Raw genomic sequence first — 22,748 nt, 5'->3', positions numbered from 1 at the left:
ATTATATCGGCTTCTTTCGTGACGAATGACACAATATCAATTGATTTTGTTAAGTATTTATATTTGATTTCTATATACTCTATAAGGCCTATTTGCTGATTTTTTTAAATATCTTCCCTTCTTTCTCCATTTCTCTTTGTATACCTTTATAAACTTCCTCTAGTTCAATGTAATTTTTATTATTTGATAGCATTTTCAAACAGGAGAATTGAACTATATTAATTATACTACCACCGCTAAGTTCATATTGGGCTGCAATTGCAGGTATATCATAGCCTTTTTCGAATACAATTTCTTTGGGAAATGATTTTTCCCATATTTTTTTTCGTTCATCATAAGATGGAAATGGGAATTTAATAATAGCATTAAATCTTCTTAAAAAAGCTTCATCTATATTGGTTTTATAGTTAGTTGATAAAATAACTAATCCATCAAAATTTTCAACCCTTTGTAATAAGTAGCTTACTTCCTGATTTGCATAACGATCGTGAGCATCACTAACATTGGTTCTCTTTCCAAATAACGCATCAGCCTCATCAAAGAACAAGATCCAATCTTTTCTGGCGGCTTTCTTAAATAAGTTTTCAAGATTTTTTTCAGTTTCTCCGATATATTTTGACACGACAGTTGATAAATCAACCCTGTAGACCATTTTATTTGTGTATTTACCCAGTAAAGTAGCTGTAAGTGTTTTTCCAGTCCCTGGAGCTCCATGAAATAGCACCCTGTAACCGGGTTTAAGCTTTTTATTCATTTCCCAGTCATCCATTAACTCATCATTATACTCAACCCAATTTTTAAGTTCTTCAATTTGTTCTTGAACAGGTTTTGAGAGAACCAGGTCTTCCCAATCCATTTGAGTATAAATATTTTGTGCAGGAAAAGTGGGACCAAAATCAGGATTTGAGACATACCCAGCGGTAAATAGTTCTATATATTCTGGGTTCATGATAATTCTGCCACTATAAAAAGGATTACCTGACTTTGCTTTTTCGAGAAATAGCACCTCATCTCTGACAAACCAATGTTCATTTGAAAAAAACTTTTGTACAGCAAAACGAAGGTCCAAATCATCCCCTGCCAGAAAAAACAGAGCTGTCTCTCCTGTTGGAACAAAGCCTCTCCCCTCACTATCTCTTTGTCCTCCTATTTCTGTAAAATCTCCCGACTCAGGTAATGATTCTTTTATAATTTTTTCAATAAAATCAGGTTGGATATGAGGTGCTAATGCTAATAGAATTATAAAATATTCAGCAAAATTTGGAGTGTGACTTTTAATAAATGAGGCAAAAGCTGAATCATCATCATAAAAAGCCAGATCATCCTCATTTAAATTTGTAATTAGTGCATTGTTCTCTTTGTAATAATTTTTCAGGCGATACTCAATAGCTTTTTTTAAATATAAAAGGGAATGGGTTAAATTCTGAGCATTCGATATCGGATTAATATTTTGCATAATCATTTATTTTAAAACGACATTAGATCTTTTAGTTAGTTCGGAGATTGTCTGATCAGATACTTTTTTATTTTCTTTTTTTAGCTGATTGTAGAAATTAATAGCTTCTTTTTTTGCTGTTAATGCATTAATAGCGTTCTTTATTTCCCCGGCCTGGAGTACTGATATTCCCGTATTTTTGGCAATGTGTTGACTGGAATCAGTTGATAAATTAACTCGTTCAATTTGTGTTTCATCCAATTGGTAACTACTTAGAGCCTGATCAACAGGGTTATCAACATTGGTCGTAACGAGGTTTTTCTTGTCTTTATAACTTCCTCCTTTTTCTTCGAGTAAATAAGCTTCACAAGAAAGAGTTGTCGGCACATATTTTTCTGCTTCTTTTATTGTTTTTACTTTGGGCCAGTCTATGGGTTCAATATTTGTGCCTTTTAATTTTTCATCAGAGGGTGCAGATGAAGCTCGATTATAATTCGGAGTTACATTATACCTAACTATTGCCCCGCTTGAAACTGCTGTCTTAACTTTTGTTTCAACATCTTGTAAATGATTTTTATTGCCTTTTACAGAAAGAGGCGTCATGTTTTTCCAAATACCCGGACCATGAATATTATCATTTAAAAGATGTCCTCTAACATAAAAAGCGCCTTTACCAAGTCTTCTTAGATTCAATTTATCATACAGGGTATGAGCTGCCTGGGTTGGAGAAGATCCTTTTGTTCCTTGCTTAGGTAGTTTTTTGGTGAGAATTTTTGCTTCCATAGATTTTCCCATAGAACTACCTCCATAAGTTCCAGGAGTATGCTTTACATCAGATTCCGGAAGATCAGAACCAAACAATACTGCTGTAGGTACACTCAACTGAGTTAGCAATTCTTTAATTCTTTTTTCTTTTTGTTTGGATAGTTTTTTCTTTTCCTTTTTATCTTTACCCCCTAATGGTTTATTCTTTTCAGTATCGATTTTTGCGGCAATCGGCTTAGCTTTTTTCAGTGCTTTTTCTTTCTTTTTATCATCGCCAGGGTCAATCTCTTTTAAAAAACTTTCATAGGGTCCCGGATTTTCGCTGGCCACCATTAGTTTTGCCGACTTTCCTTTACCTTTTAAGTAAAGTTTATGCTTCTCACCGTCGGCTGCTTTAAAGTTTTTCTTTGCCTTCCACCAATTTACTAATTTATCCTTTGCCCCTTTAACAGCATCTTTTCCTTTTTTAAGGAACTTTTTAACCAGAGCAATGCCTTTATCAATTAACTTATCTATTATTTTATTTATTGGTGCAGTTACTTTTTTTATCAACTTTTGTATTGTTTGACCAATACCTCCTAACCCTGCCATTGAGGCCAGCAAACTGATCAATACAGGTAAGCTCTTACTCATCGCTTCTTCCACCTTTTTTGAGGCAGCCTCTATTTGACCACTTGCAATAGCGGCAACTGAATTGTATACCGACTTAACAAAATCAACAATTTGCTGAAATTTATCTACCAGCCACATTATCAGATCATATGCAAGCTTTAGAATTTTAACAAGTGCCCCCGCTGGATTTAAAAGCCCTAAAAGCCAGGTGATTCCTTCATATACAACTGTTTTAATTACATAATCCCTGATAGCTCCCATAACCATTTCTTTTAGGTTGGAGAGTTTCTCTTTGACAATTTCCCATAAGACCTGAGGACCTTCAGTTATTACTCTTTTAATGATTGACAGACCTTCTTCAACAACATAAAATACTTTTTCCGCCGGAGGAAATTTTTTAATTATTCTGGCTTTGATATTTTCGTAGGTAAGACCTAAAATCTGGAGAACTAATTTGAAAATGCCAATTACATCAAAAGTCTCCGGTAATTTTATTGGTGTTTCAGCAAGTGCGCCAGTAAGCCAACCGATTAGCCCCTTTATTAAATGCTGCTTAATATTAGAGAAAAAGTTTCTTACCCCTCCCCCAATAGCAGCCATTAGATTATTAAAAAACTTTAAAGGGTTTTTTAATATATCTGTTAATAGTTTTTTTGCTTTATCCAACAAATCAAAGATTGGACCAGGATCAATTCCGGCAATATTACAAGCTGCCTTAATAGCAATTTTTAGTGCTTCTGCAAAATCTCCTGTTAACACTGCACCCGCTATTTGCACTGCCGCTTTGAGCCCCTCTTGAAATGTAGCCAGGATTTTATCCAGTGCTGCAGCCAACCCATCAGCCAATGCTTCCACTCCTTCAATTGCTTTATCAGCTACATAGTTAACACCATCAATAGCAGTATCTACGAAACCATCAATACCTTCATTAATTTTTTTTGCGAGGCCAGGAAAATGCTCTTTCAAATATTTATTTACCTGGTTTTTAGCCCAGTCCCTAAACTTATTGAGTTTATCAATAACCCATTTTCGAGCTTTATTAATTAAATCTACTGCTAATTTCTTTGCTGCTTCGATGATTTCCGCAACCGCCTTCCTCAAAGCTTTAAAAATTGAATCAATAGCATCTGTTATAGCCTTAACCGCTTTTTTGATCGCACTTTTAACTCTGTCCCACCAACTATCACTCTCTTGTTCTTTTTCTAGTTCCCGTTTCTTGGCAGCCGCTTCCTTTTCTTTTTCTTTTTTCTTTTTTTCAGCCTTGTCTTCACCAGATTTTAATTCCTTTTTAGCATCTTCTTCCGAGGTTTTAACCTTTTCAGTGATTTCTTTATTACTTTTTACTTGCTCTGTATCCGCCTCTATATTAAATGAATTAACATGGTCATATGCCCCCTGGATACCTTCTTTTTGCTTACTGGCTACTTTCCCCCTGTTTTCTATAACTATATTTCGCTGTTCATTATCAGCGTCTTCACTAATTTTTTTCGCCTTCGACTTTGCAGTATCTATTTCTCCTTTCTTTTCAGTATCTCTTTTGTTTGCAGCTTGTTGTGTTTTGGTTTTGGCCTCATTTAGGTTTGCTTGCAATCCTGGCTGCATCATTTCATCAGTTTTATCCCTGACGTTTTTTGGCAGTTGGGCTTCGGCAAAATCTTTAAGGTTATCCTTATTTTCAGTTTTTATATTTGCTGTAGGCTCGCTGTTTATCTTAGCTGTTTTTTCTTCATTTACTTCCTTAGGTTGGATGTTTTTTTGTCCAGGATGATTTTTTAATTTATCAGTAACTGTATCACGCTGTGTTACCACCTTCCCTTGGGCATCATCTCGTTGATTTCTTAATCTCTCAGGATCGGATTCCCCTTTAAGTTCTACAGAAGGACGATCACCTGCACTTGTATTGACCCCATCATCAGTAGTTTTGATACGGGACATAAAGCTTTTGATATTATTTCGTAACCAGGCTAAAAAACCATCATTGTCATTTTTATCTAATAATTTTTTATTTTCCTCATTCGATGGTGCAGGTCCTTTATTTTCATGAGGAGTTGCTTCAAGGTTGCCAGGATCTGCTCCGGTAGTACCATCAGTTATATCACTTTCAGAGGGTATACCTAATTGATCCGGAGGTGTAATTCCTTCTTCGACCTTACCGCTGGTTTTTAATTCTAATTTAGGTGGATTATCAGCTAATTCTTTTTTCTCAGAGTTAGCTTTTTCTTCGAGTTTTGGACCCAAAGTATTAAAGTTGTCGGCCATCTGTGAAGGTTTTGCTTCAGTATATTTTACCATAGCCTCATCAGATGAACCGGATATATCCAACTTTTCAATTTTAGCAATTTCTTCAGTTTCATCTACCGAGGGTGGAGCCGGTAATTGCACCTCTATACTGGTATCTTCCTCTGATGGTGTTTCTTCCGGGGAAATTATATCTTCACTTTCCCCTGCAGGCAGTTCAGTTACTTCTTCTTCATCAATTGGTTTATCTTCACCCCCCTCCTTCTCTTCAGGTTCAGAAATCTCATCTGGTGTGACCTGAGTTTTCACTAAGGGGACATCTGGCATATTTAATTTACCAATGGGATCCATAAAGCCAGATTGTGCATCTTGCCGCCACTTACCAATAGGCTCCCACTTCTCTTCAACCTGGCCTCCTAAATTATCACTACCGGCAGTATTGCCATTGATCGTGGCAACCATTATACTGTTATAATCTTTTCCTTTTGCTGATTCCGGATCTTCCACTCCGGTCACCATGGCAAAGTGCTGGTTTGGTTGAAAATCAAATGCTATATCACCTTTTCTAGGCAGCTCACCAGGTTTCCTTGGAATGGTGTGTTGCAAAATATTCTGACCTAATTTCCAATCCGGAAGTGGTACTCCTGCCTTTTTTAATGACCACCAAACGAAAATACCACACCAGCTTGGTAAGGCATCTTTCTTTTTTCCGTCTACCATGGTCATTGTAATATATTTTATCACCTGCTTTGGGATAACTTCCTTATTCCCAAAAGCAGTAAAGAAAATTTCATATAATTTTTCCCAGCCTATTCTGGTTTTATCAGCATTGATCAACTTTGAATTAATCTTTCCTATCTGCGACCTTGCTATGCTAATTGCTTTTAATATTTCTGGACGAACATAATACCCATTATCATCCTCTTGCAATTGAATCACTTGCTCTTTCTTCTCTTCAACAACTCGTTGCTGTATGGTATGTGTTAATTCATGGGCAAGCAGGTGTTCACCTTCTTTTATGTCAGGATTAAAATTATTTTTGTTAAAGAAAATATCCTTACCATAAGTAAATGCCTTGGCTTTAAGCATTTTTGACAGTAAGATAGCCGTATCATCAGTATGGATTCTTATACCGCTAAAATCTGCGCGAAATTCTTTTTCCATTTTTGCCTTAATAGGCTCAGGCAGTCCCTTTCCTTTACTTTTTTGTTCTTTAAGTTTAGCTTCTATGGCACCATCATTAATACTTTGTTTTTCGCTCCTTTTAGCTTGAATTTTATCTTCATCCGATTTCTCCTGAAGATCTTCTTCTTTTTCCTGAATTGCTTCCTCCTGCTCTAATTGAAGATCATTATCTTGTTTTTGTTGTAGTTTATAGTCTTTTGATTCTTTATTCTCTTCTTCCTTTTTCTTTTGAAACAGATCTTCGCTTTTTTGAATTTCATCATGTTGCTTCAGTTGAATATTTTCATTCTCCTCATTTTCCAGATCAATACTTTTTTGTAATTCTTCTTCTTCCTTTTTTGATTGAATCTCTTCCTCATTTTGAGCCTGTATAGCTTCGTCTTCCTTCTTTTGAAGTTCCTGTTTTTCTTGCTTATTCTGTATTTCCTCTATCCCTTTTAATTGAACTCCTTTTGTAATTTGTGAGAAAAGACCTTTCTTTTGAATTGTTTCTTGAGTAGAATCTATTTCTTCATTGAATGGTTTTGAAGCGACCACATTGTCTGCCATTTTATCAGCTTCTTTCTCGTACTTATCATCTTTCTTACCTGATTTTAGTTTTGACTGAACTTTCTTTTGAAAATAAGGACTATGGTTTGCCCTGCTCTTTTTGGTTGTTGAAGAGTTGGGGGAAATGGCCGGTGATACCTTGGTTTTCATTGTTTTTGTTTCAAGCCCAGTTTACATGTACCTTCCGGTCCAGCCATGGCAGTTTAATCAAAGATAAGGGCCATGGTAATTGCCCAATAAGCATATCTGCACCTCTTTGTTCTACAGTGATTTCTAAGTAATGATCATGGATTTTCAGCAGCCCTTCACGCTGAAGAAATGTTTCTCTAAAAGAATCATTTCCGGTATTTTTCAAAACTTCCCAATATTTAATAGCGTGTTCAATTACAATTTCTATTTCTGCTTTATCAGATTTTGATAATACCGGTTTATATTTCAACTCTTCTTCAATCGCTATACCACATAGTAATTTTAGAAAGACAACCTGAGATTCATCGAAATCTAAATGCCCATTGACCATGTAAAACAAAATCCACACACCCTTTTCCCGAAGTCGTTGTGTTTTAAAGTCATTTTCTTTCAATAAATTTAAATTTTCAAAAAGTAGTGAAATAAATGGGTTTAAAATTACCACCCCAGCATTTGCCACAAAAAGCCCCATATCCTCACTATCCTTTCTATTTGATGGATTCTGCTGTTTGTTTTCATCTGTTTGATCATTTAGCCCTACCATATTATCTTCTTCTATAGTTGGGTTCTTTATCTTACCCCTTTCAATTGTAGTAATCCACTTTGTGAATTTTGTTAATAATTCTTTCTGACCTTCATTCTCAATAAAAGATGGGTTAGATATATTTAGTTGTTTTTCTTCAATAACCTGCACAACAAGTTTATTGACCAGCCAAACAATAAAATTTGCGGGGAAATTATAAATCAGTCTATTTTGGATTTGTTTTTGGCAAAGCAAAGAAATGTATATTTCAATATTTTGAATCCGGTTTTTTTTATAAAAATTTTTAATTGCCTCAGCAAGTTCCTTACTTGATGAAAAAGAATTAGACCATGAAAAGTGACCTTTTTTTAAAAAGAAGAATAGAAACTCTATCAAGGTTAATTCCTGAGCAATCTTACTTTTTCTGTTAATATTCTTATTATTATTTGTTCTTTTATGTTCGATTAGTTTAGAAAGAAGTTCCTTTTTAAATACTTGATGTAACTCATCCTCAAACTGTTTTAAAGAAATTTGACCTAAATCAATTTCTAATTCATCTATTTCAATGTAAATACTTGCATCAGCTACCTCATCACAGCTTTGTTCAATTTGTTTTATGGCTTTTTGTAAAAACCATCTTTCAATTTTACCTGGCAAATTGAAATTATTCTCCTGTTCATCAAACCGAAAATTTAAGGTGGCACTTTGTACGATATGGTTGGCAATTACCATATGATCCTATTTTAATTTAAGCTTTTTAATTGCTTCAAATACCTTTGGCTTTTTACTTAGATTATTATTTTCTATCCAATCATTGGTAAGCTTACCCAAATTGACAGATGATTTTTTATTAATTTTTTCGACCTCCGAAAATGTACGTTTAGTTCCGGAACTCATTTTTTCAGGAGAGATAAGAGATATTTTATCTAAATAGGAATTATGAACTACTTTTAATGATTCGTTAATTCGATGTATTGATTTTTCATTTTCAGCTTCATCTAGTAATTTCACTAGCTCACTATTCGTTTTCTTATATTCTTTATTGATCTTATTAATATCTGATTTGGGACTCATCATAGTATCTACCCAGGAAGCAACTATTTCGGCATTTTTTTCATCCACTTCTCCGGAAGATTCTACATAATTTTTTTCAGCAAAGGAATTATAGTAATTATAACGACTACCATAAAATCTCAAAGCCTCTTTGCCTGTATCTGTATTTATATCATAACCGGATCTTCCGTCATATAATTCAACTACCAATCGATTTATCCTCTCCCACTCCAGTTCAAAATCCAGATTTAAGGTTTGATTAGGCTGAATTGTAATAGTTTGTGATTTCTGCTCATAAGCCCTTGCTTTAGCTATAACTTTATAAGTACCGTCCGGTAAATTTAAGCTGTATCCATTTTCATCAACTTCAGTTTCTTTAGCCTCATTTGTATTAATATTTATTGCTGTAACTGAAGCTCCAAATATCATATTCCCTTTTCCCGCATCCCTAACTGTCCCGGTTATAGTTGCCTCTCCTTGCTCCACTTCTTCTTCAAAAATATCACTACAATCTCCATCGCAACATTGCGTTGAAATACAGAAATCACCCAACACAATATAATTATCTAAGGGATCTGATGGCTGGAAATTAACCGCAGCCATAGCGTTTATTTTAGGGGCCTTTTTTGCTGCTACAAGTTTTTCTTCGAGAAAGGAAATCTTTTTCTTTTTAGCTAAGTGATGTTCCATAGTCATATAGTATTCATTGGTTAAAATGAATTTGTCACCTAACTCTTCCATCAATTCTTTAAAATCTTCATCTACAGAATCTTTGTGGGCATATAATATTACAAAAGTACCTCCTTTTGGCACCCCGGCTTTATGTTCCATTTCTGGATGTTTACTAGCATAACCAGGTAAAGTCATCTCTGATAAAATATTGAAAAACCGCTCTGAAAGCTCGCCGCTTAAGTTCCCAAGTAAGGATTGTGTATTATCAGTAGCCAGAACAGATCTCTTCTCAGCAGTATATTGCTTTGCCTCTGCATAATATTGATCTTTTTGCAAAATTTGAGGTGTATCTTGATTATCAAAATTAGTGAAGGCTTCTACAAAGTAATTATATCTGGCTTCAAATAATTCAAAATCAAATTTAGAAATGCTTTCACTACTTAAGCTTTTCATTAGATCTTCTGTCGAATCCATTAATGCCACAGTCGGGTAAATAGCTTCAGTTATTGTTTTAACATCAGTATCCTTCTTTATTTCCCTTTTTATTACCCGATGTGTTCTCTCATATAAATTTTCTTTTTGTCCCTCCCCATTAATTGCCAAATAAAGATTGCCCAAATCCTTAACTTGTGATTCTTTATTAATTTCTTTAACAACCGTTCCTTTATCATAACCTTTCTCATTTCTTATTTTTTTCAAGATTTTATCACTTTTTTGTCTTATGATTTTTTTATCGATAAAATCCCGGTTGCGAGACTCAGGAAAATCCTTTTCTATAGTTTCTGCAGCATGAGATTCAAGGTCTAAATGGGGCATTTTCAAAGTACTCCTTCCTATTCTTGAAAGAAGAATTAGAAGCATAAACAACATAAAAAAGAGAATGGCAATTAGAATTAAAAATATAATATCCAGATCTCGCATTTTACACATTAAAAGTCTACGGGCTGAATTCATTAATTCACTTATTTGCTCATTATCTTGATCTTTATTACCAGTCAAACCAAAATATATAGGTTCTATAGCAAATGATAACCCCAAATCTTTCTTTTGGTTGATCAAATTTTTCATTACAGTAGCCAGTCCTTGTCCTATATGGCCTTCAATTCTATAAAAATTATGATCATCCATTTTATTTAATAAAGGATGTACATTAGCTTCAGATATAAATTGATAGGACAGAATTCTATTTAAATCATTTCGAATTGTTTTATTAAACGACCAGTTAGCATGAAAATCATCTGACCCATTAAATGCATAATAGAATGGGATAGATTTTTCTGAAAGATAAAATTCTCCATCCTTACTAGGAGTAATTTGTATATCCTTTTGATTCATTACGGAAGAATCATATCTGAATGCAGACAGGTATAGTCTATAATGTAGTGACCTGATTTTATTTAAGAGCATCCCCTGCTCTTGAAAGATCATAGAAGGAATAAAATAGTGTCTGTATTGTAATGGCCTTGATGATGGAGCCAATCCTGTTTGTGCCAATATTGGATTAAAATCATTACCCAATGAAGTTGGTGAAAAGGCTGTCTTGCTATGATCGGGTTTTCCTAACAAAATATGCTTTGGAAATCTTTTAGGATTTGGACAGCACTCGGCTACAAATTTATGAGCGAAATGTATAAATTCATTATATGACTGCACGAGGTCATAGTAAAAATCATATAAATATTGAAGAGATATTAAATTCTGGGCAAAATCACTATTTACACGAGCTAGATGACCGGAGAGATTATCGAAAGGTCCTGAGGGAAAATCAGATTCAGGATATATTTCTGTTAGTAGATATTGATAAGTTTCAAATGAGTTTTCAAGTGCATCTATCAAATCAGGCTTCAATCCATCTAAGATGCTTTTTATTCTCGAATATAGTTCAATGAAATTCTTTATATTATATCGTGAAGGGTTGATTTTTTCAATATTCAGGTTATTAAGATTAAATTTTGGATGTTCATTTAGGTGCACTGGTAATTTTGCTATCTCTTCTTCTTTATGTAGAATATCAATTGCATCTGATTCATTTATGGCAATCACCCGAATATCAAATGTCATTTTAGCTCCTTTATCAGAACAATCATTAATATCGCAATTACGCAATGACTCCCTTTCACATTCCAGGTAAAGGAGAATCACCTTTTCATTTAAAAATTCTTCGGTTATTTCACCAGGTTCTTCTTCACCTTCCTCTTGCACAAAATCAGTAGGAAGTAATTCCCACATATCTATATTCTCATTATTCTGATCTTTGAAAAAATGATAAGGTTCGTCCTCGAATTCACCATCAGAACTTTCCTCAATTGAAGTTCCGGGAAGTGTATATGGCAAAAACTTATTATAGAAATTTTCTTTTAAGCTTATCAGGAACCCCTGAGAGGTTACTGCAGTTCCCTTACTAATATAAACAACTTCTTCAGTGGGCTTCCAACTAGGCTGCAATCCACATAAGATGCCAATTCCTATTAATTTATTTCGAGTATCTCGATCTTGTTTTTCCAAGTACCCTACAAGATCGTTTAAATGTGTATAGCTAAGAACTTGATTTGGTTCGAAGACTGGATATTCTGAATAAGTGCTCATAGCTTATAATTTAAAATATGCCTAAATTTGTATTCCCAAGCCGAACAGGGTTTTCATCCCCATCCTCTTCACAATCATGAAGTGTAGCTTTCGGGTTTATAGTTTTTAAGTTTTGTAATATTGACAAAAGGTCCCCCAGCGCACTGCTGAGTATAGAAGGATCGATATCTTTATCAGCCTTAGCTTCAAGCCAGGTTTTATATTTCTCATCTAGTTCTTTCATTTGCTCATTGCTTACCCAACAGATTTTTAAATGAATATGGGCGGGAATTTCTTTTCTCGCCATTTGCTCAAAAAATTGTCTGAAATGCATATTGTTAAACCGCCCTGGCCAGTATGGTAACACAAGTGACACCCTGAATGAATATGGGTCTTCTTCTCCACAGAAGTCACAATCTTCGGGCAAGCAGACACTCATCAACGGGTCATTATCATGAAAAGGCCTTAATAATATATGCTCAATAAGATGAAATCCTTCATCAATACATATATCATCTGAATTAAGTATCTGGTCGTAAGCCTTAATGATATTATGGATTACTTCATATGCTTCCTGGGGAGAATTGAAAATTTCATCGTGAGTCAGGGTAATTCCACCTCCGGAAATAGTAAAATGATAATTCCCTGAACCATTATCATTTACGCTATATGATTCAGCAAATCTAACTCCTTGGAAAACTTTTGTACTGTTCTCCTGCGCCTTTGTTTTTTTATCAAATTTCTCTTTAGATTTAAATATTATTTTATTCTGTTGATCTTTAAAAACAGCCTGGTGTTTATTGCCTGTTTTTCTTGATTTAGCCATTGTTGTAACTATTTCATTACAATGAAGATCACGTCTTAAATAACTGCTTATTCCCAGAAGACGGCTCAGGCGTTTTTCAAATCCGGATACATTTTTTGTATTCCAAATTTCGGTAAGGTCTTCCGGACGATAATTAAAGGCCTTACCTCGTTCCCTGCTAAGTTTTGGGTATAACTTCAAGAAACTTGTTTTATCTTCAATTAAGTCATCTCCAATTTTTAACTTATCCCCATCCAGAGAATAACTCATCATAACATAATCTGTAAATTGCTCAGCAAATCGTGCTAACAGATGATCTAATATTTGATTTTTACGGATATAATAAAGTTCGTTGCTCTCAGTAAGTTTATTTCGTTTAAGATTATTTGATAAAGCTGGAACTCCTCCATCTTCAATGTACATTTCACTTTCAAAATCCTTATCAACTCCTGTCATTATCGAATTATCGAGATATTTGCTAAAATATGTCTGCTTCACACTTGTGTCTAAGGAAAATAGCTTTCTGAAGTTAGAGAGTTGCTGTAAATAATCAGCTAGTAATTGATCATAGAATGTTAAGTAACCTTTCAGTTGCTTTGCCTTAGCTCTTCTTTCCGGGGAAGCAGAAGAAGGTAAGCCCTCTTCGCTTATTCCATAGTTTAAGGGCAAATCATCTTGAATGGTAAAATATTCATCTATATTTCTATATTTCCCCGGTTCGACCGGCAGGATTTGTCCCAGTGAGACATACGCTGATTTTTTTGAAAGTTCCCTTAATTGGTTTAGGGTATTTTCAAATTCTATAGTTTTTGCTGTATAAGGGATATTGTTTTTATAGAAAAGTATTTTCGAAGTTTCCAGATACAAAAATGGCTGATGATCTGGAGGAATTTCCATACACCACTTTTGGCTATCACCAATTGGTTTACCCTCAGAATCATATTTTCTAAGTAAAACATTCTTGACAGCAACTACTTCTTCAAAATCCATTAAGATATTTATAATATCAGAAGTATGAATAAAACGCCTGAGTTGTGTTGCTTTGAGTTCATTAACTTTATTAAAACCCGGCTTTGTAAATACCTTTTCATTTGAACATTTAAAATCATAATCAATGAAAGGGCCATTAAATATTTCATCCGTACTAATCCCTTCTTCCAATAACTCTGAAAGTGTATAAAATTTTAGTTGAGGATTGAAATATTGTTCAATTGCATGATAGGTTTTAGCTTGAACTAATTCTATATCGGCGTCAGGCTTTAGAATCATATCTGCGCAAATAGATATTCTGCAAGATTTTACTATATCAATCTTTAAAAAGTCCTCAGATAAATTTCTGTGTGCATTCAAGACACAACAAGCCTTATTTAATATTTTATTTATAGATTGCTGTTTGGCCCAAAAAACAGGAAACAAACTATTTTCTTCTTTATCCAATAGTACATTTTCCAGTTTAGTGGAAGTTACTTCCAGAGAGGGTAAATCAGAATCAGGTTTATCAGAAATAATTCTAATCCGCACATCTGTGAAGGATATGATAGTGCCATTTGAATATTCGACTGTTAAGCCAGTTTGCCATATTCCTTGAAATATCTCTGCAGGAGGATTATCTATTGTTAGCGAGGTAAAATCTTCCTCAAATGGCAAGTCCTTATCGACAAATTTTTCATCTTGGATACTTAAGTTAAGTTTTAATCCTTTTAAAGGACCTTTTGCAACAACATAAATAAGGTCATAATCATTGAGTGACCCAAATTTATCATCAATTTCCAACTCCAGTAAAACTTTGTAAAGCCCTGTTAATTTTATGGGATGATTATCTTTACCTTGATCGTTTTGGGGTTTAAAATCCAATTTTTCTTCCTTACAATTTGCAAAAATCGGTATTTCAGAAGACCTGTAATCACTTAGTTCAGAATCGGTCATTGGATTTAGCCATGCATTTTTAATGCCTTCGATCTTTACAAGTAATTTTCGATAATCGATTATTGATAATGGATTACTTGTTAAAATTTCATGAGCAGGAAAAAAACTACTAATATCAGGTTTATCAAATCCACCATTTGGCCTGGTAAGAATATCCTTCATGTCAAAGGATGTCCGATAACTTAAGTCTGTTAATGCATAGCTTAAAATTTCTAATATAGTAATACCCGGATCATGACTATTATGATCAGTCCATAACTTGCCTGATAGCTTTTGAATATGCTCAATTCCCAGACTTCTAAGATAATTATAATCTTTTGCCGGTAATAAAGTTCTATTTTTATCTATAACAACTGGTTCTGTCATATCAATTATATCTCGTTAATAATATGCGTCTCATGAGAAACAAAAATTGTCCGTGAAACGCTAGATTCTATTACTTCATGATCAACCTTGTTCCAATCACTATCTATTATGGATACATCTTTTTTATGGTACATTTTAAAATCTTTGACATAGTCTACATGCTCTTGTTCTTCTATAAAGTTGATGATTGCAGACTTATGTATTTTACCTCCAAAACTTATTTCTGCATTGTTGTTAAATGCCCAGGGGGATAAAAATTCAATTATAGATTGGTTTAATAATGTCGTATAAAACTGAATATCTCCAATCTCTGGCATAAAGGACACCTTGAAATCAACTTGTATTTCTTCAAATTTCGGGTTTTGCACTTCTAACTGAACAAATGGTGAAATACGGCTACTCAAAAACTCCCTGACTTTTACCAGTGTACTTTTCTTAGTATAAGGTCTTAAAGAGTTTTTTAACTGACTATCAGTAAGATCAGGCACTGTAACTACTAATACATGTCCAGGTTTTATTTCATTATCAGCTATGATATTATTTTGATCATCTCGACATACCTCAGTATGGGTAATGCATTTAGCTCTATATATCTCAGGGAATTCTTGAAGTATAAGTTTTTCATAATCCCATATTGTCACTGCCCTGTCTTTATGCCTAAGGCGTTCACTAACCCGAACATAGAATTGTTCATCCGTTTCAATCGCACGTCCATCAAAAGAGTCATAAGGTTGAGAAACTTTTTTTACAGATGAATTACTTAATTTTAATTTTGATATTTCTCCCTCAGATACAATTTTACCGGGAAACAAAGGATCATTATTTTGATTATCAAATGAAACTTGTACAGCCTGAGCATTAATAGAAATAATATTATTTAATGAGTCGCTATCCTTTTCTACTGACAATTTTATCCAATGGAAGGAGTTGTCTAAAATATCATGCTTTGTATCTGCGTTTCCTGGAAACGACAATCCTACCAATCCGGTACCGGTAAGATTATTTGTTTTATCATCAATATCTTGTTCGTCAAATTTTATCCACTCATTTCTAACTAAATAATGCCAGGATACCTTCGTAGGTAGTTTGAGAGGATTAGAGGATCCTTCATCAAGTTGAAATAATAGAGATATTTTTTGAGGTGGTTTCAGATTTTCAATACCAATATATAATTCTCCTTCATTTTCAATATTGGGGATTAAAAATTCCTGATTACTCTTGGTAACAGTTGTCTCTCCAAATGGATATAAATGAAATATTTGTTGTACTTCATCAATAGTGGTTTCATAACTTAATTTAAAATCATTGACTACGGCATCATATGGTTTTTTAGGAATCTGATTGGTTGCATTAACATTTGTAGGTACCGTATAGCTACTACCCCCTGCTTTACCAATTAATGCTAAAGTTTTGGCATCTAAATAATCATCATGACCAAATCCTCTTCCTAATGAAAATTTGAAGTAACCGTTGGAGGCAGCATTGGTATAGGGCTTATTTTCTGAGGATAATTTATCATCTACACTAATTTCATCAAGATTATTTAGAAGTAGGGCATGGTTTTGAGAAGCAGTATAGAGGTTAGAATTGGTAAACATGTCTCTATCGGCAAAGGTATCGCCCTCCCAGACTCCATTTTTTAAATAGCTAAACTTCCATTTGAAGTTATCCGGATTAACCTTTGTATAATAAGAAAACTGACCATATTGCTCTTTATATTTCAAATCCAAACCCAACCATTGGAGAGGCTTTGAATTTAATTCATTACTTCCGATAATAAACGAAGATCCTTCAGTTGGTAATGAACCGAAAAGATTAAATGGCTTTGAAATATCGACTATACCGTTATCATTTTGTAAAATAAAATCTTTAACATTTTCTACTACTGAAAAAATGCTAATATTTTTGAATTTCATTTTTTTTAACTCAGTATATCGCTTAAACAAATTTTCATTTAATTCCTTTTTGTCAAAGTCAAAAACATATTCCAATACAGGATAGGAAGTTTCATAATCTCTCTCATGTATCTCAGTATTAAACGACATTACAGGCTCTTCTTCTGCCTTGATAGTAATAATTGTAAATAGAACAGTCCCAAATAAAATCACCTGGACCTCGGATTTCTCATTTGATCCAAGCTCAATCCATTTTTTTTCTCCTGTAAGGCGGACTTTAAATAACCCTTTTAAATCTTCAATGCCAGCATTTAATGTTAGTTCTGCAGCGACTACAATTGTTCTTTTTCCTTGAGTTAAAAACAATTTTTTATCAGCAATAGCGAAACCCAATCGAGCGAAAGGCATGGAAGGTTCTCCACCTGAAGTTAGCGGTCCAAATGCCGGCCAGCTAGTTTGTTTATCCTTTAGCGGTTCATCAATACCATCTGAGGTTTTAACATTCTCAGCTGAATAAGGAATCAAAAAATTGGTTGGACTGGATTTAATCTCAGGCTGGTAGAATGACTTAAGGTTTTTAACAACCGCCTTATTAATTACGATATCCTGCTCTGATTTAAAATGAACATCATTTCCTAAATCATCTTTTCCATTTTTAAATAGTGTGCCGGATTTAAGTAAATATTCACTGACATTTTTTGCTAATTCAATTGTCACGTAAGCCTTTTGAGGTTCCGCATTTTTGGGAGAGAGACTTAGGATTTCCCTGTAATAATAATCTAAATGTCTTTTAGTTAATTGGTTGAGTTGATTTTGATTGATTTTAAACAAATGAACAAATGATAAAAACAAAGCATAATCTGGTTTATGCTCCTGATTATCTTCCAGGCTCTGTTCAAAATATTTTATGGCTTCAAGAATAAGATTTTCAACACCGGCGTAAATCTTATTGATTTGTCCAGATAATAAACTATAATTCAGGGCATCATAAATCTTTTCATATATGGTTGTTCCTTCTAAAAAAGGATCTTCATCTGCAGGAATGCCATTATAAAAAGATGTCCAATCAGAGAGTAAAACTTCTGAAACAAACTTTTCATTTAAATCTAAGTCACTTATAGACGTCATTCCTTCAATTTCACTTAGTACCTCATCTGGTATTGTTATGCTCCCTGGCAAAGTGAAATTATTAACATCTATAGCTCCTCCATCAACAACATTCTGGTTAATGGCGCCTTTATAATTAGCAATAATTCTTTCAAGTGCTAGTTTTAAATCCCGATCAAATTGATTTGAAATAAATGCTTTTAAAGGATGAGTGCCAACTAGTAAGCCATAGTGGTTACTTATCTCCTTTATTAATATTATAGGGAGATATATAAATAATTTATAATGAGATTTTAAAATAGTTAAATCAGCTGATTTATCTGATTCAAGAAAAATGATTAAGCTTTTGTGAAAATCAAAGTATATACTTTTAGGAGTATTAATAATTGAAGCAAAAATAGCTGACGGATCATTCTCGAAATATGCTTCCCAGTTGTTATCTGGAAAATTTTTAGGGTCATAATACTTAATAAATTGACTATACTTCTTTGCAAAAACTATTATATCCTTAATGTCTCTTCCATCTACTTTTACATTTTCGGGATACAATGAACTTATATATCGGTCACTTTGACTAGTGCCGCTGTGTTTAAAAGGGTTGCTTTGGTCACATTTCTTAGCCATAATTACTGGTTAGCCTCCTTTAAATAGAATGGGTAGACATAATTATACCTTGAATTATCAGTTCTTACTTTAAAATCTACTTTGATAAATAAGATGCCATTATTCTGATCTACATCCAGGTTGACATTTTCCGCATCAATTCTTGGTTCATGATAAAGGATTGCTGTTTCAATTAAGTTTCTCAAATATGCCAGCATTCCGGTATTCAAAGCATCAAAAACTGACTCAGCTAAACTGCATCCAAATGTTGGATTCATGACTCTTTCTCCTAAACTCGTAGTAAAAATTATCTCTAAGCTTTCATAGATATCCTGAATACCTTTAGACATTTCAACCTGATTTTGAGTTCTGGTAAAAGCAGGTGGAAAACTCCAGCCTTGTCCTAAAAATTCCTGATCAAATTCCATTTATCCTCCTATATTTACGGTTAATAATCCAGCAGCTATAGTTCCACCATGGGCTGTACTATCTCCTAACCTGGCAGCCGGTTTCCCTCCAATCATAACAGTTCCCGATCCCATAACGATAGAATCCGGAGGGCCGGCACACGAACACATGTCCCCTACTGTTGCTGCTGGCACACCACCTATCAGTACTGTAGGGCTACCAGGAGGCAGTATTGGCCCTCCTGCATGGGGCACACCACCTGGATTAATTAGTGGGCATGTATGAAAATCAGTTATCCTTGCTGCTGCTGGCATATTAATTTATGTTTACTATTGAACCTTTAATATCCATTGTCCCACTACTTGAAAGCTTTGAGCTTGCACTGCCTTCAGCCTCAAATCCGGCACTAGCGGAATTTTTTATGTTAACGCCTTCTGTTTTTATATCTCCCTGAGCCTTCATAATGATATCCTTGCTGCTTTCAATGGTTATCCCATTGGAATCCAGGATTATCTTATTATCGTTTTCGTCATTTATTGAGATATTTCCACCATCTTCATTTAGCATGATGGTATTACCTGAAGGAGTAAGTAAGGATAGTATATTTTTTTCATCGTCAAATGTAATGCGCATATCACCCCTTGTAATTATTCCCTTAATATGGTTATCATCAGAAGCGTCAAGTGGTGAAGGCTTTGCACTACTATGCAACATCCCCAGGACCACCGGATAATTTGGATCATCATTAATAAAGCCTACGATGACTTCATCATCAATTTCAGGTAGCCAGACAATTCCCCTGTTTGCACCCGCATCTGGTAGAGCTAATCGACACCATGTTCCTTCGTCATCATTATTTATTGATGGAATTTTAACTAAGATTCTATTTTCACCGGCAGGGTCTTCTTGCAATTGAGTAACCACTCCGATTTGCAATCCATTTATGGCAGGATTAAAATAAGCTCCGGGCAAAGAGTTTACCTGATATTGTTCCAGGTGCCATTTTTCTGAATGACCTATTTGTAAAGTAGTTGTCCAATTACCATCTCCTATGGTATGTCGAATCCCGGAAACAAATGCATTTCCGGAGAACCGCTTACCCACTCCCTTTAGTTCTACAGAATCACCGGGAAAAATACCTGAAGTACCTTGAACTTTTACAGTACCTCGAATTTTAGCAAATCTTGATTTAATCATTTGGGCTTCTGCCCATGTTTCTATTTCCTGTTGAGTAAGTGATCCGCTATGTTTTAGACTCAGCGGATTTACTTTACCTACCTCTGCAATTTTATTTCCTTCCCTAAATCCATGATCTGGATCATTAACTTCAGATATATCAGTTTTAATTAATTCCTGACTGGTATAGTCCCAGGCTGAAGCCTCGACCGATTCGAACTGTGTTCTAGATTCCAGTTCCAGATCTGCATCAAGAATATCCACGCCATAGGTAAACTTTCCAACTGCAGAAATTGACGGGACCATTTTTTTTATTTTAAGTTTTCCACTCGAATAAAGACAATAATGCCCTAAACGCTCAGCGCGGGTCACAATGAAATCCCAATCACTTACTTGATATTGAACTATTTCAGGATAAGGCTCACCCAATAGCTCTATATCTGTTGATATTCCGTATTCCTGACAAATTTGATCAAACAAATCTCCGTCGGAAAGCTCTTTAAAGTATCGTGATTTACGATCTAAGGTCATTTTAAAAGCTTCATCCCTTGCTTCAATATAAAGCAAGCTGCCTCCGGATCTTTTAATCTTAATTCTTTGTTTGGTTACTACTCCACTAAAAAGCTTTTTTTCATTGAGATTGTACCCTGATTTAACAACTATATTGCTACCGGTTTCGAATGTGTTACCAGTACTTATTTCAAATTCTTGCTTGGCAGCATCCCCGTCATAAAGTAAAATTCGTGTAAAAGATATTTGATTAATTGTCTGGCTGATGTCAATTGAAACCACATTATAGGTAGCAGGTATTACTTCTCCATTAACTTCAATAGTAAAAGTTGTTAACGATGTATCCGTTTTATTAATTAAATCCGGGTTTGGTATACTAGGCATAGCTTATTGTTCTAAAGGCGGAAAATATAACCGCTTTCCATTTTTCAATCTTCGAATATTATCAAGTCCATTTTTTTCGGCTACATGGATATAATAATTGGTCGATTCGTATTCCTTATAGCTGACAAGCCATAATTGTTCTTTTTCTTTTACATCATGTGAACGAGTGAGATCAGGAGAACCTAAGTTTTTTAGTAATTCCTTTAATAGTTTGGGTTTATGTTCTTTAAAAGTCGCCGAAATAACTGCCCTGAGTGGCGTTCCATCAGGTCTGAAAAGCTTATAATTTATTGTATAACTTTCCAGGACACAATTTGCTACAAATGTACCCCAGCTCAGCATTAAGAACCTGGGACGATGTATTGGACCAAAGAACCCTACTGTGGCTTTAAACAATTCAATTTGTGCCAACACCTCCTTTTTTTCTCCCGTTGCCCCAGTTCCATCCAACAGAAAGTCAAATGAATATTGCTTTGGCTTTATGCATTTAAATTTCGCTTCCTCTCCATCATCACCATGGGCAGGATCTTCCTGGGCATATTCCAATTCATTGGTCACGCTAAAGGTTTCAGGGTTAAATTGAGCTATAAACGGAGGCCCTGAAGGCAAAGCTGCTTGAACATTTTCAGATTCGCTAAATGGCAATATTTTAAGTTTTCCTAAAAATCCGTCCAACATTTATCTTTCGTTTTGATCTCTTAGTATTTGCAATAAATGATCTGTTAACTCTTCTAGTCTAAGTATCCTTTGTTTATTAGAGTCTGCGGCATTTTGACTACCTCCCTGAATGGCCTGTTTGCTTCTTGTTTCAGCTTTGCCAACTTCAGCATTTACTATTAAATTTCTAATGATAACAGGCATATTATGGTGTTTCTATTCTATAAAATTGATAGGCAAGCTCAAGCGTTTCGACCACGATGTCACTATTCTCAGCATTAAAATCAGAGATACTCCATTTTTTTGGCCATGCATTTTGAAATATATATTGTTGTAGTGGTTCATGCTCTTCATTTAGGAGGTTTACCCATATAGTAATTGGTTTAATGTCCAAATTATAAATGGCATCTTCACACCATTCGTACAGGACAGAACCTGTTAATAAACCTCTTTTTAAAACCAGATCAGGAAACCGTGCACGAATTGGCAATTTTTGTATAAACCGATTTTCACCACCTTCTACAACAGTCTCCTCTTCAAGTTCTAAATTAAGTCCAGAGACTTCCCTGAATTTAAAATCATTTTCACTGATTCCGGGAAGATCAAAAATGACGCTAAAATGAAAGCCTACAGGCGGATAATATTTCTGGTTGCTTTGAGCCATAACTTATTCATTGATAATGCTAATTCCTTCGTGAGCAAGCTCGATTGAATTGACAGCCACTTCATTGCCATCAGCTTTTAAATCTGTTCCGGCAATTTTAGCCGGCCAGGCATTTTTAACTCTCCAGGTCATTGTCGGCTCATGTTTTTCATTAAGTAAGCTTATTGTAACATCCCGACGTTCAACCTTATTAAGACTAGCGGTATTCCACCAGGCAAAAAACTCATTATCCAGTGGCAAAATGCCTCTTTTTAATGTGACATTTCCGAATTTTTGTCTTCCAGGCATTTTCAGGGAATTGTATTCTCTGCGGTAACCTTCAGTATATTCGATTATTTCAGTTTCAACATCTAATCCGGTCACTTCAGTAAAACCGATTCTAGAACCTCCCCACTCAATTTGAAAATGAAATTTTGGTAATGGATATTCAGCCATGATTATATAATTTTGATAATTGTTTT

At 34.6% G+C, this 22,748-nt stretch carries 13 protein-coding genes; all 13 read right to left on the bottom strand.

The window, feature by feature from the left end:
• Window positions 1–88: 88 nt before the first annotated feature.
• Genes OO013_RS08390 through OO013_RS08330 form a run of 13 tightly spaced genes read right to left on the bottom strand, consistent with a single transcriptional unit; the run spans window position 89 to window position 22,722 of the window.
• Window positions 89–1,456, bottom strand: a complete 1,368-nt coding sequence (locus tag OO013_RS08390; protein WP_266056341.1) for an ATP-binding protein — start codon at window positions 1,454–1,456, stop codon at window positions 89–91.
• 6 nt (window positions 1,457–1,462) lie between these two features.
• Window positions 1,463–6,934, bottom strand: coding sequence for an eCIS core domain-containing protein (locus tag OO013_RS08385; RefSeq protein WP_266056340.1), 5,472 nt, complete (start codon window positions 6,932–6,934; stop codon window positions 1,463–1,465).
• A gap of 10 nt (window positions 6,935–6,944) precedes the next feature.
• Window positions 6,945–8,228: a contractile injection system tape measure protein gene (locus tag OO013_RS08380; RefSeq protein WP_266056338.1), complete on the bottom strand. Its 1,284-nt coding sequence runs from the start codon at window positions 8,226–8,228 to the stop codon at window positions 6,945–6,947.
• A gap of 6 nt (window positions 8,229–8,234) precedes the next feature.
• Window positions 8,235–11,807: a carboxypeptidase-like regulatory domain-containing protein gene (locus tag OO013_RS08375; protein ID WP_266056337.1), complete on the bottom strand. Its 3,573-nt coding sequence runs from the start codon at window positions 11,805–11,807 to the stop codon at window positions 8,235–8,237.
• Window positions 11,808–11,817: 10 nt separating this feature from the next.
• Window positions 11,818–14,883 (bottom strand): baseplate wedge protein, encoded by a 3,066-nt coding sequence (locus tag OO013_RS08370; RefSeq protein ID WP_266056336.1) that lies wholly within the window; start codon window positions 14,881–14,883, stop codon window positions 11,818–11,820.
• Window positions 14,884–14,888: 5 nt separating this feature from the next.
• Window positions 14,889–18,509: a baseplate J/gp47 family protein gene (locus OO013_RS08365; protein ID WP_266056335.1), complete on the bottom strand. Its 3,621-nt coding sequence runs from the start codon at window positions 18,507–18,509 to the stop codon at window positions 14,889–14,891.
• Window positions 18,510–18,511: 2 nt separating this feature from the next.
• Window positions 18,512–18,916, bottom strand: a complete 405-nt coding sequence (locus OO013_RS08360) for a GPW/gp25 family protein (protein ID WP_266056334.1) — start codon at window positions 18,914–18,916, stop codon at window positions 18,512–18,514.
• Entirely contained in the window at window positions 18,917–19,210 is a 294-nt protein-coding gene (locus OO013_RS08355) for a PAAR domain-containing protein (RefSeq protein ID WP_266056333.1), read from the bottom strand.
• A gap of 1 nt (window position 19,211) precedes the next feature.
• Window positions 19,212–20,966, bottom strand: coding sequence for a type VI secretion system tip protein VgrG (gene vgrG, locus OO013_RS08350; protein ID WP_266056332.1), 1,755 nt, complete (start codon window positions 20,964–20,966; stop codon window positions 19,212–19,214).
• Window positions 20,967–20,969: 3 nt separating this feature from the next.
• A complete protein-coding gene (locus OO013_RS08345; RefSeq protein WP_266056331.1) occupies window positions 20,970–21,644 on the bottom strand; it encodes a CIS tube protein in 675 nt (224 codons plus the stop codon).
• Window positions 21,645–21,827: a DUF5908 family protein gene (locus tag OO013_RS08340; RefSeq protein ID WP_266056330.1), complete on the bottom strand. Its 183-nt coding sequence runs from the start codon at window positions 21,825–21,827 to the stop codon at window positions 21,645–21,647.
• A gap of 1 nt (window position 21,828) precedes the next feature.
• Window positions 21,829–22,287, bottom strand: coding sequence for a phage tail protein (locus tag OO013_RS08335; protein ID WP_266056329.1), 459 nt, complete (start codon window positions 22,285–22,287; stop codon window positions 21,829–21,831).
• Window positions 22,288–22,290: 3 nt separating this feature from the next.
• A complete protein-coding gene (locus OO013_RS08330) occupies window positions 22,291–22,722 on the bottom strand; it encodes a phage tail protein (protein WP_266056328.1) in 432 nt (143 codons plus the stop codon).
• Window positions 22,723–22,748 lie beyond the last annotated feature (26 nt).

Source organism: Mangrovivirga halotolerans (assembly GCF_026241165.1).
Lineage (GTDB): Bacteria > Bacteroidota > Bacteroidia > Cytophagales > Cyclobacteriaceae > Mangrovivirga > Mangrovivirga halotolerans.
This window is presented reverse-complemented; position numbering and strand designations above follow the sequence as displayed.

Coding starts and splice junctions, on each gene's coding strand:
- OO013_RS08330 (WP_266056328.1), bottom strand. CDS start 22,722: ATGGCTGAATATCCATTACCAAAATTTCATTTTCAAATTGAGTGGGGA.
- OO013_RS08380 (WP_266056338.1), bottom strand. CDS start 8,228: ATGGTAATTGCCAACCATATCGTACAAAGTGCCACCTTAAATTTTCGG.
- OO013_RS08365 (WP_266056335.1), bottom strand. CDS start 18,509: ATGGCTAAGAAATGTGACCAAAGCAACCCTTTTAAACACAGCGGCACT.
- OO013_RS08340 (WP_266056330.1), bottom strand. CDS start 21,827: ATGCCTGTTATCATTAGAAATTTAATAGTAAATGCTGAAGTTGGCAAA.
- OO013_RS08355 (WP_266056333.1), bottom strand. CDS start 19,210: ATGCCAGCAGCAGCAAGGATAACTGATTTTCATACATGCCCACTAATT.
- OO013_RS08335 (WP_266056329.1), bottom strand. CDS start 22,287: ATGGCTCAAAGCAACCAGAAATATTATCCGCCTGTAGGCTTTCATTTT.
- OO013_RS08385 (WP_266056340.1), bottom strand. CDS start 6,934: ATGAAAACCAAGGTATCACCGGCCATTTCCCCCAACTCTTCAACAACC.
- OO013_RS08375 (WP_266056337.1), bottom strand. CDS start 11,807: ATGAGCACTTATTCAGAATATCCAGTCTTCGAACCAAATCAAGTTCTT.
- OO013_RS08390 (WP_266056341.1), bottom strand. CDS start 1,456: ATGCAAAATATTAATCCGATATCGAATGCTCAGAATTTAACCCATTCC.
- OO013_RS08360 (WP_266056334.1), bottom strand. CDS start 18,916: ATGGAATTTGATCAGGAATTTTTAGGACAAGGCTGGAGTTTTCCACCT.
- OO013_RS08370 (WP_266056336.1), bottom strand. CDS start 14,883: ATGACAGAACCAGTTGTTATAGATAAAAATAGAACTTTATTACCGGCA.
- vgrG (WP_266056332.1), bottom strand. CDS start 20,966: ATGCCTAGTATACCAAACCCGGATTTAATTAATAAAACGGATACATCG.
- OO013_RS08345 (WP_266056331.1), bottom strand. CDS start 21,644: ATGTTGGACGGATTTTTAGGAAAACTTAAAATATTGCCATTTAGCGAA.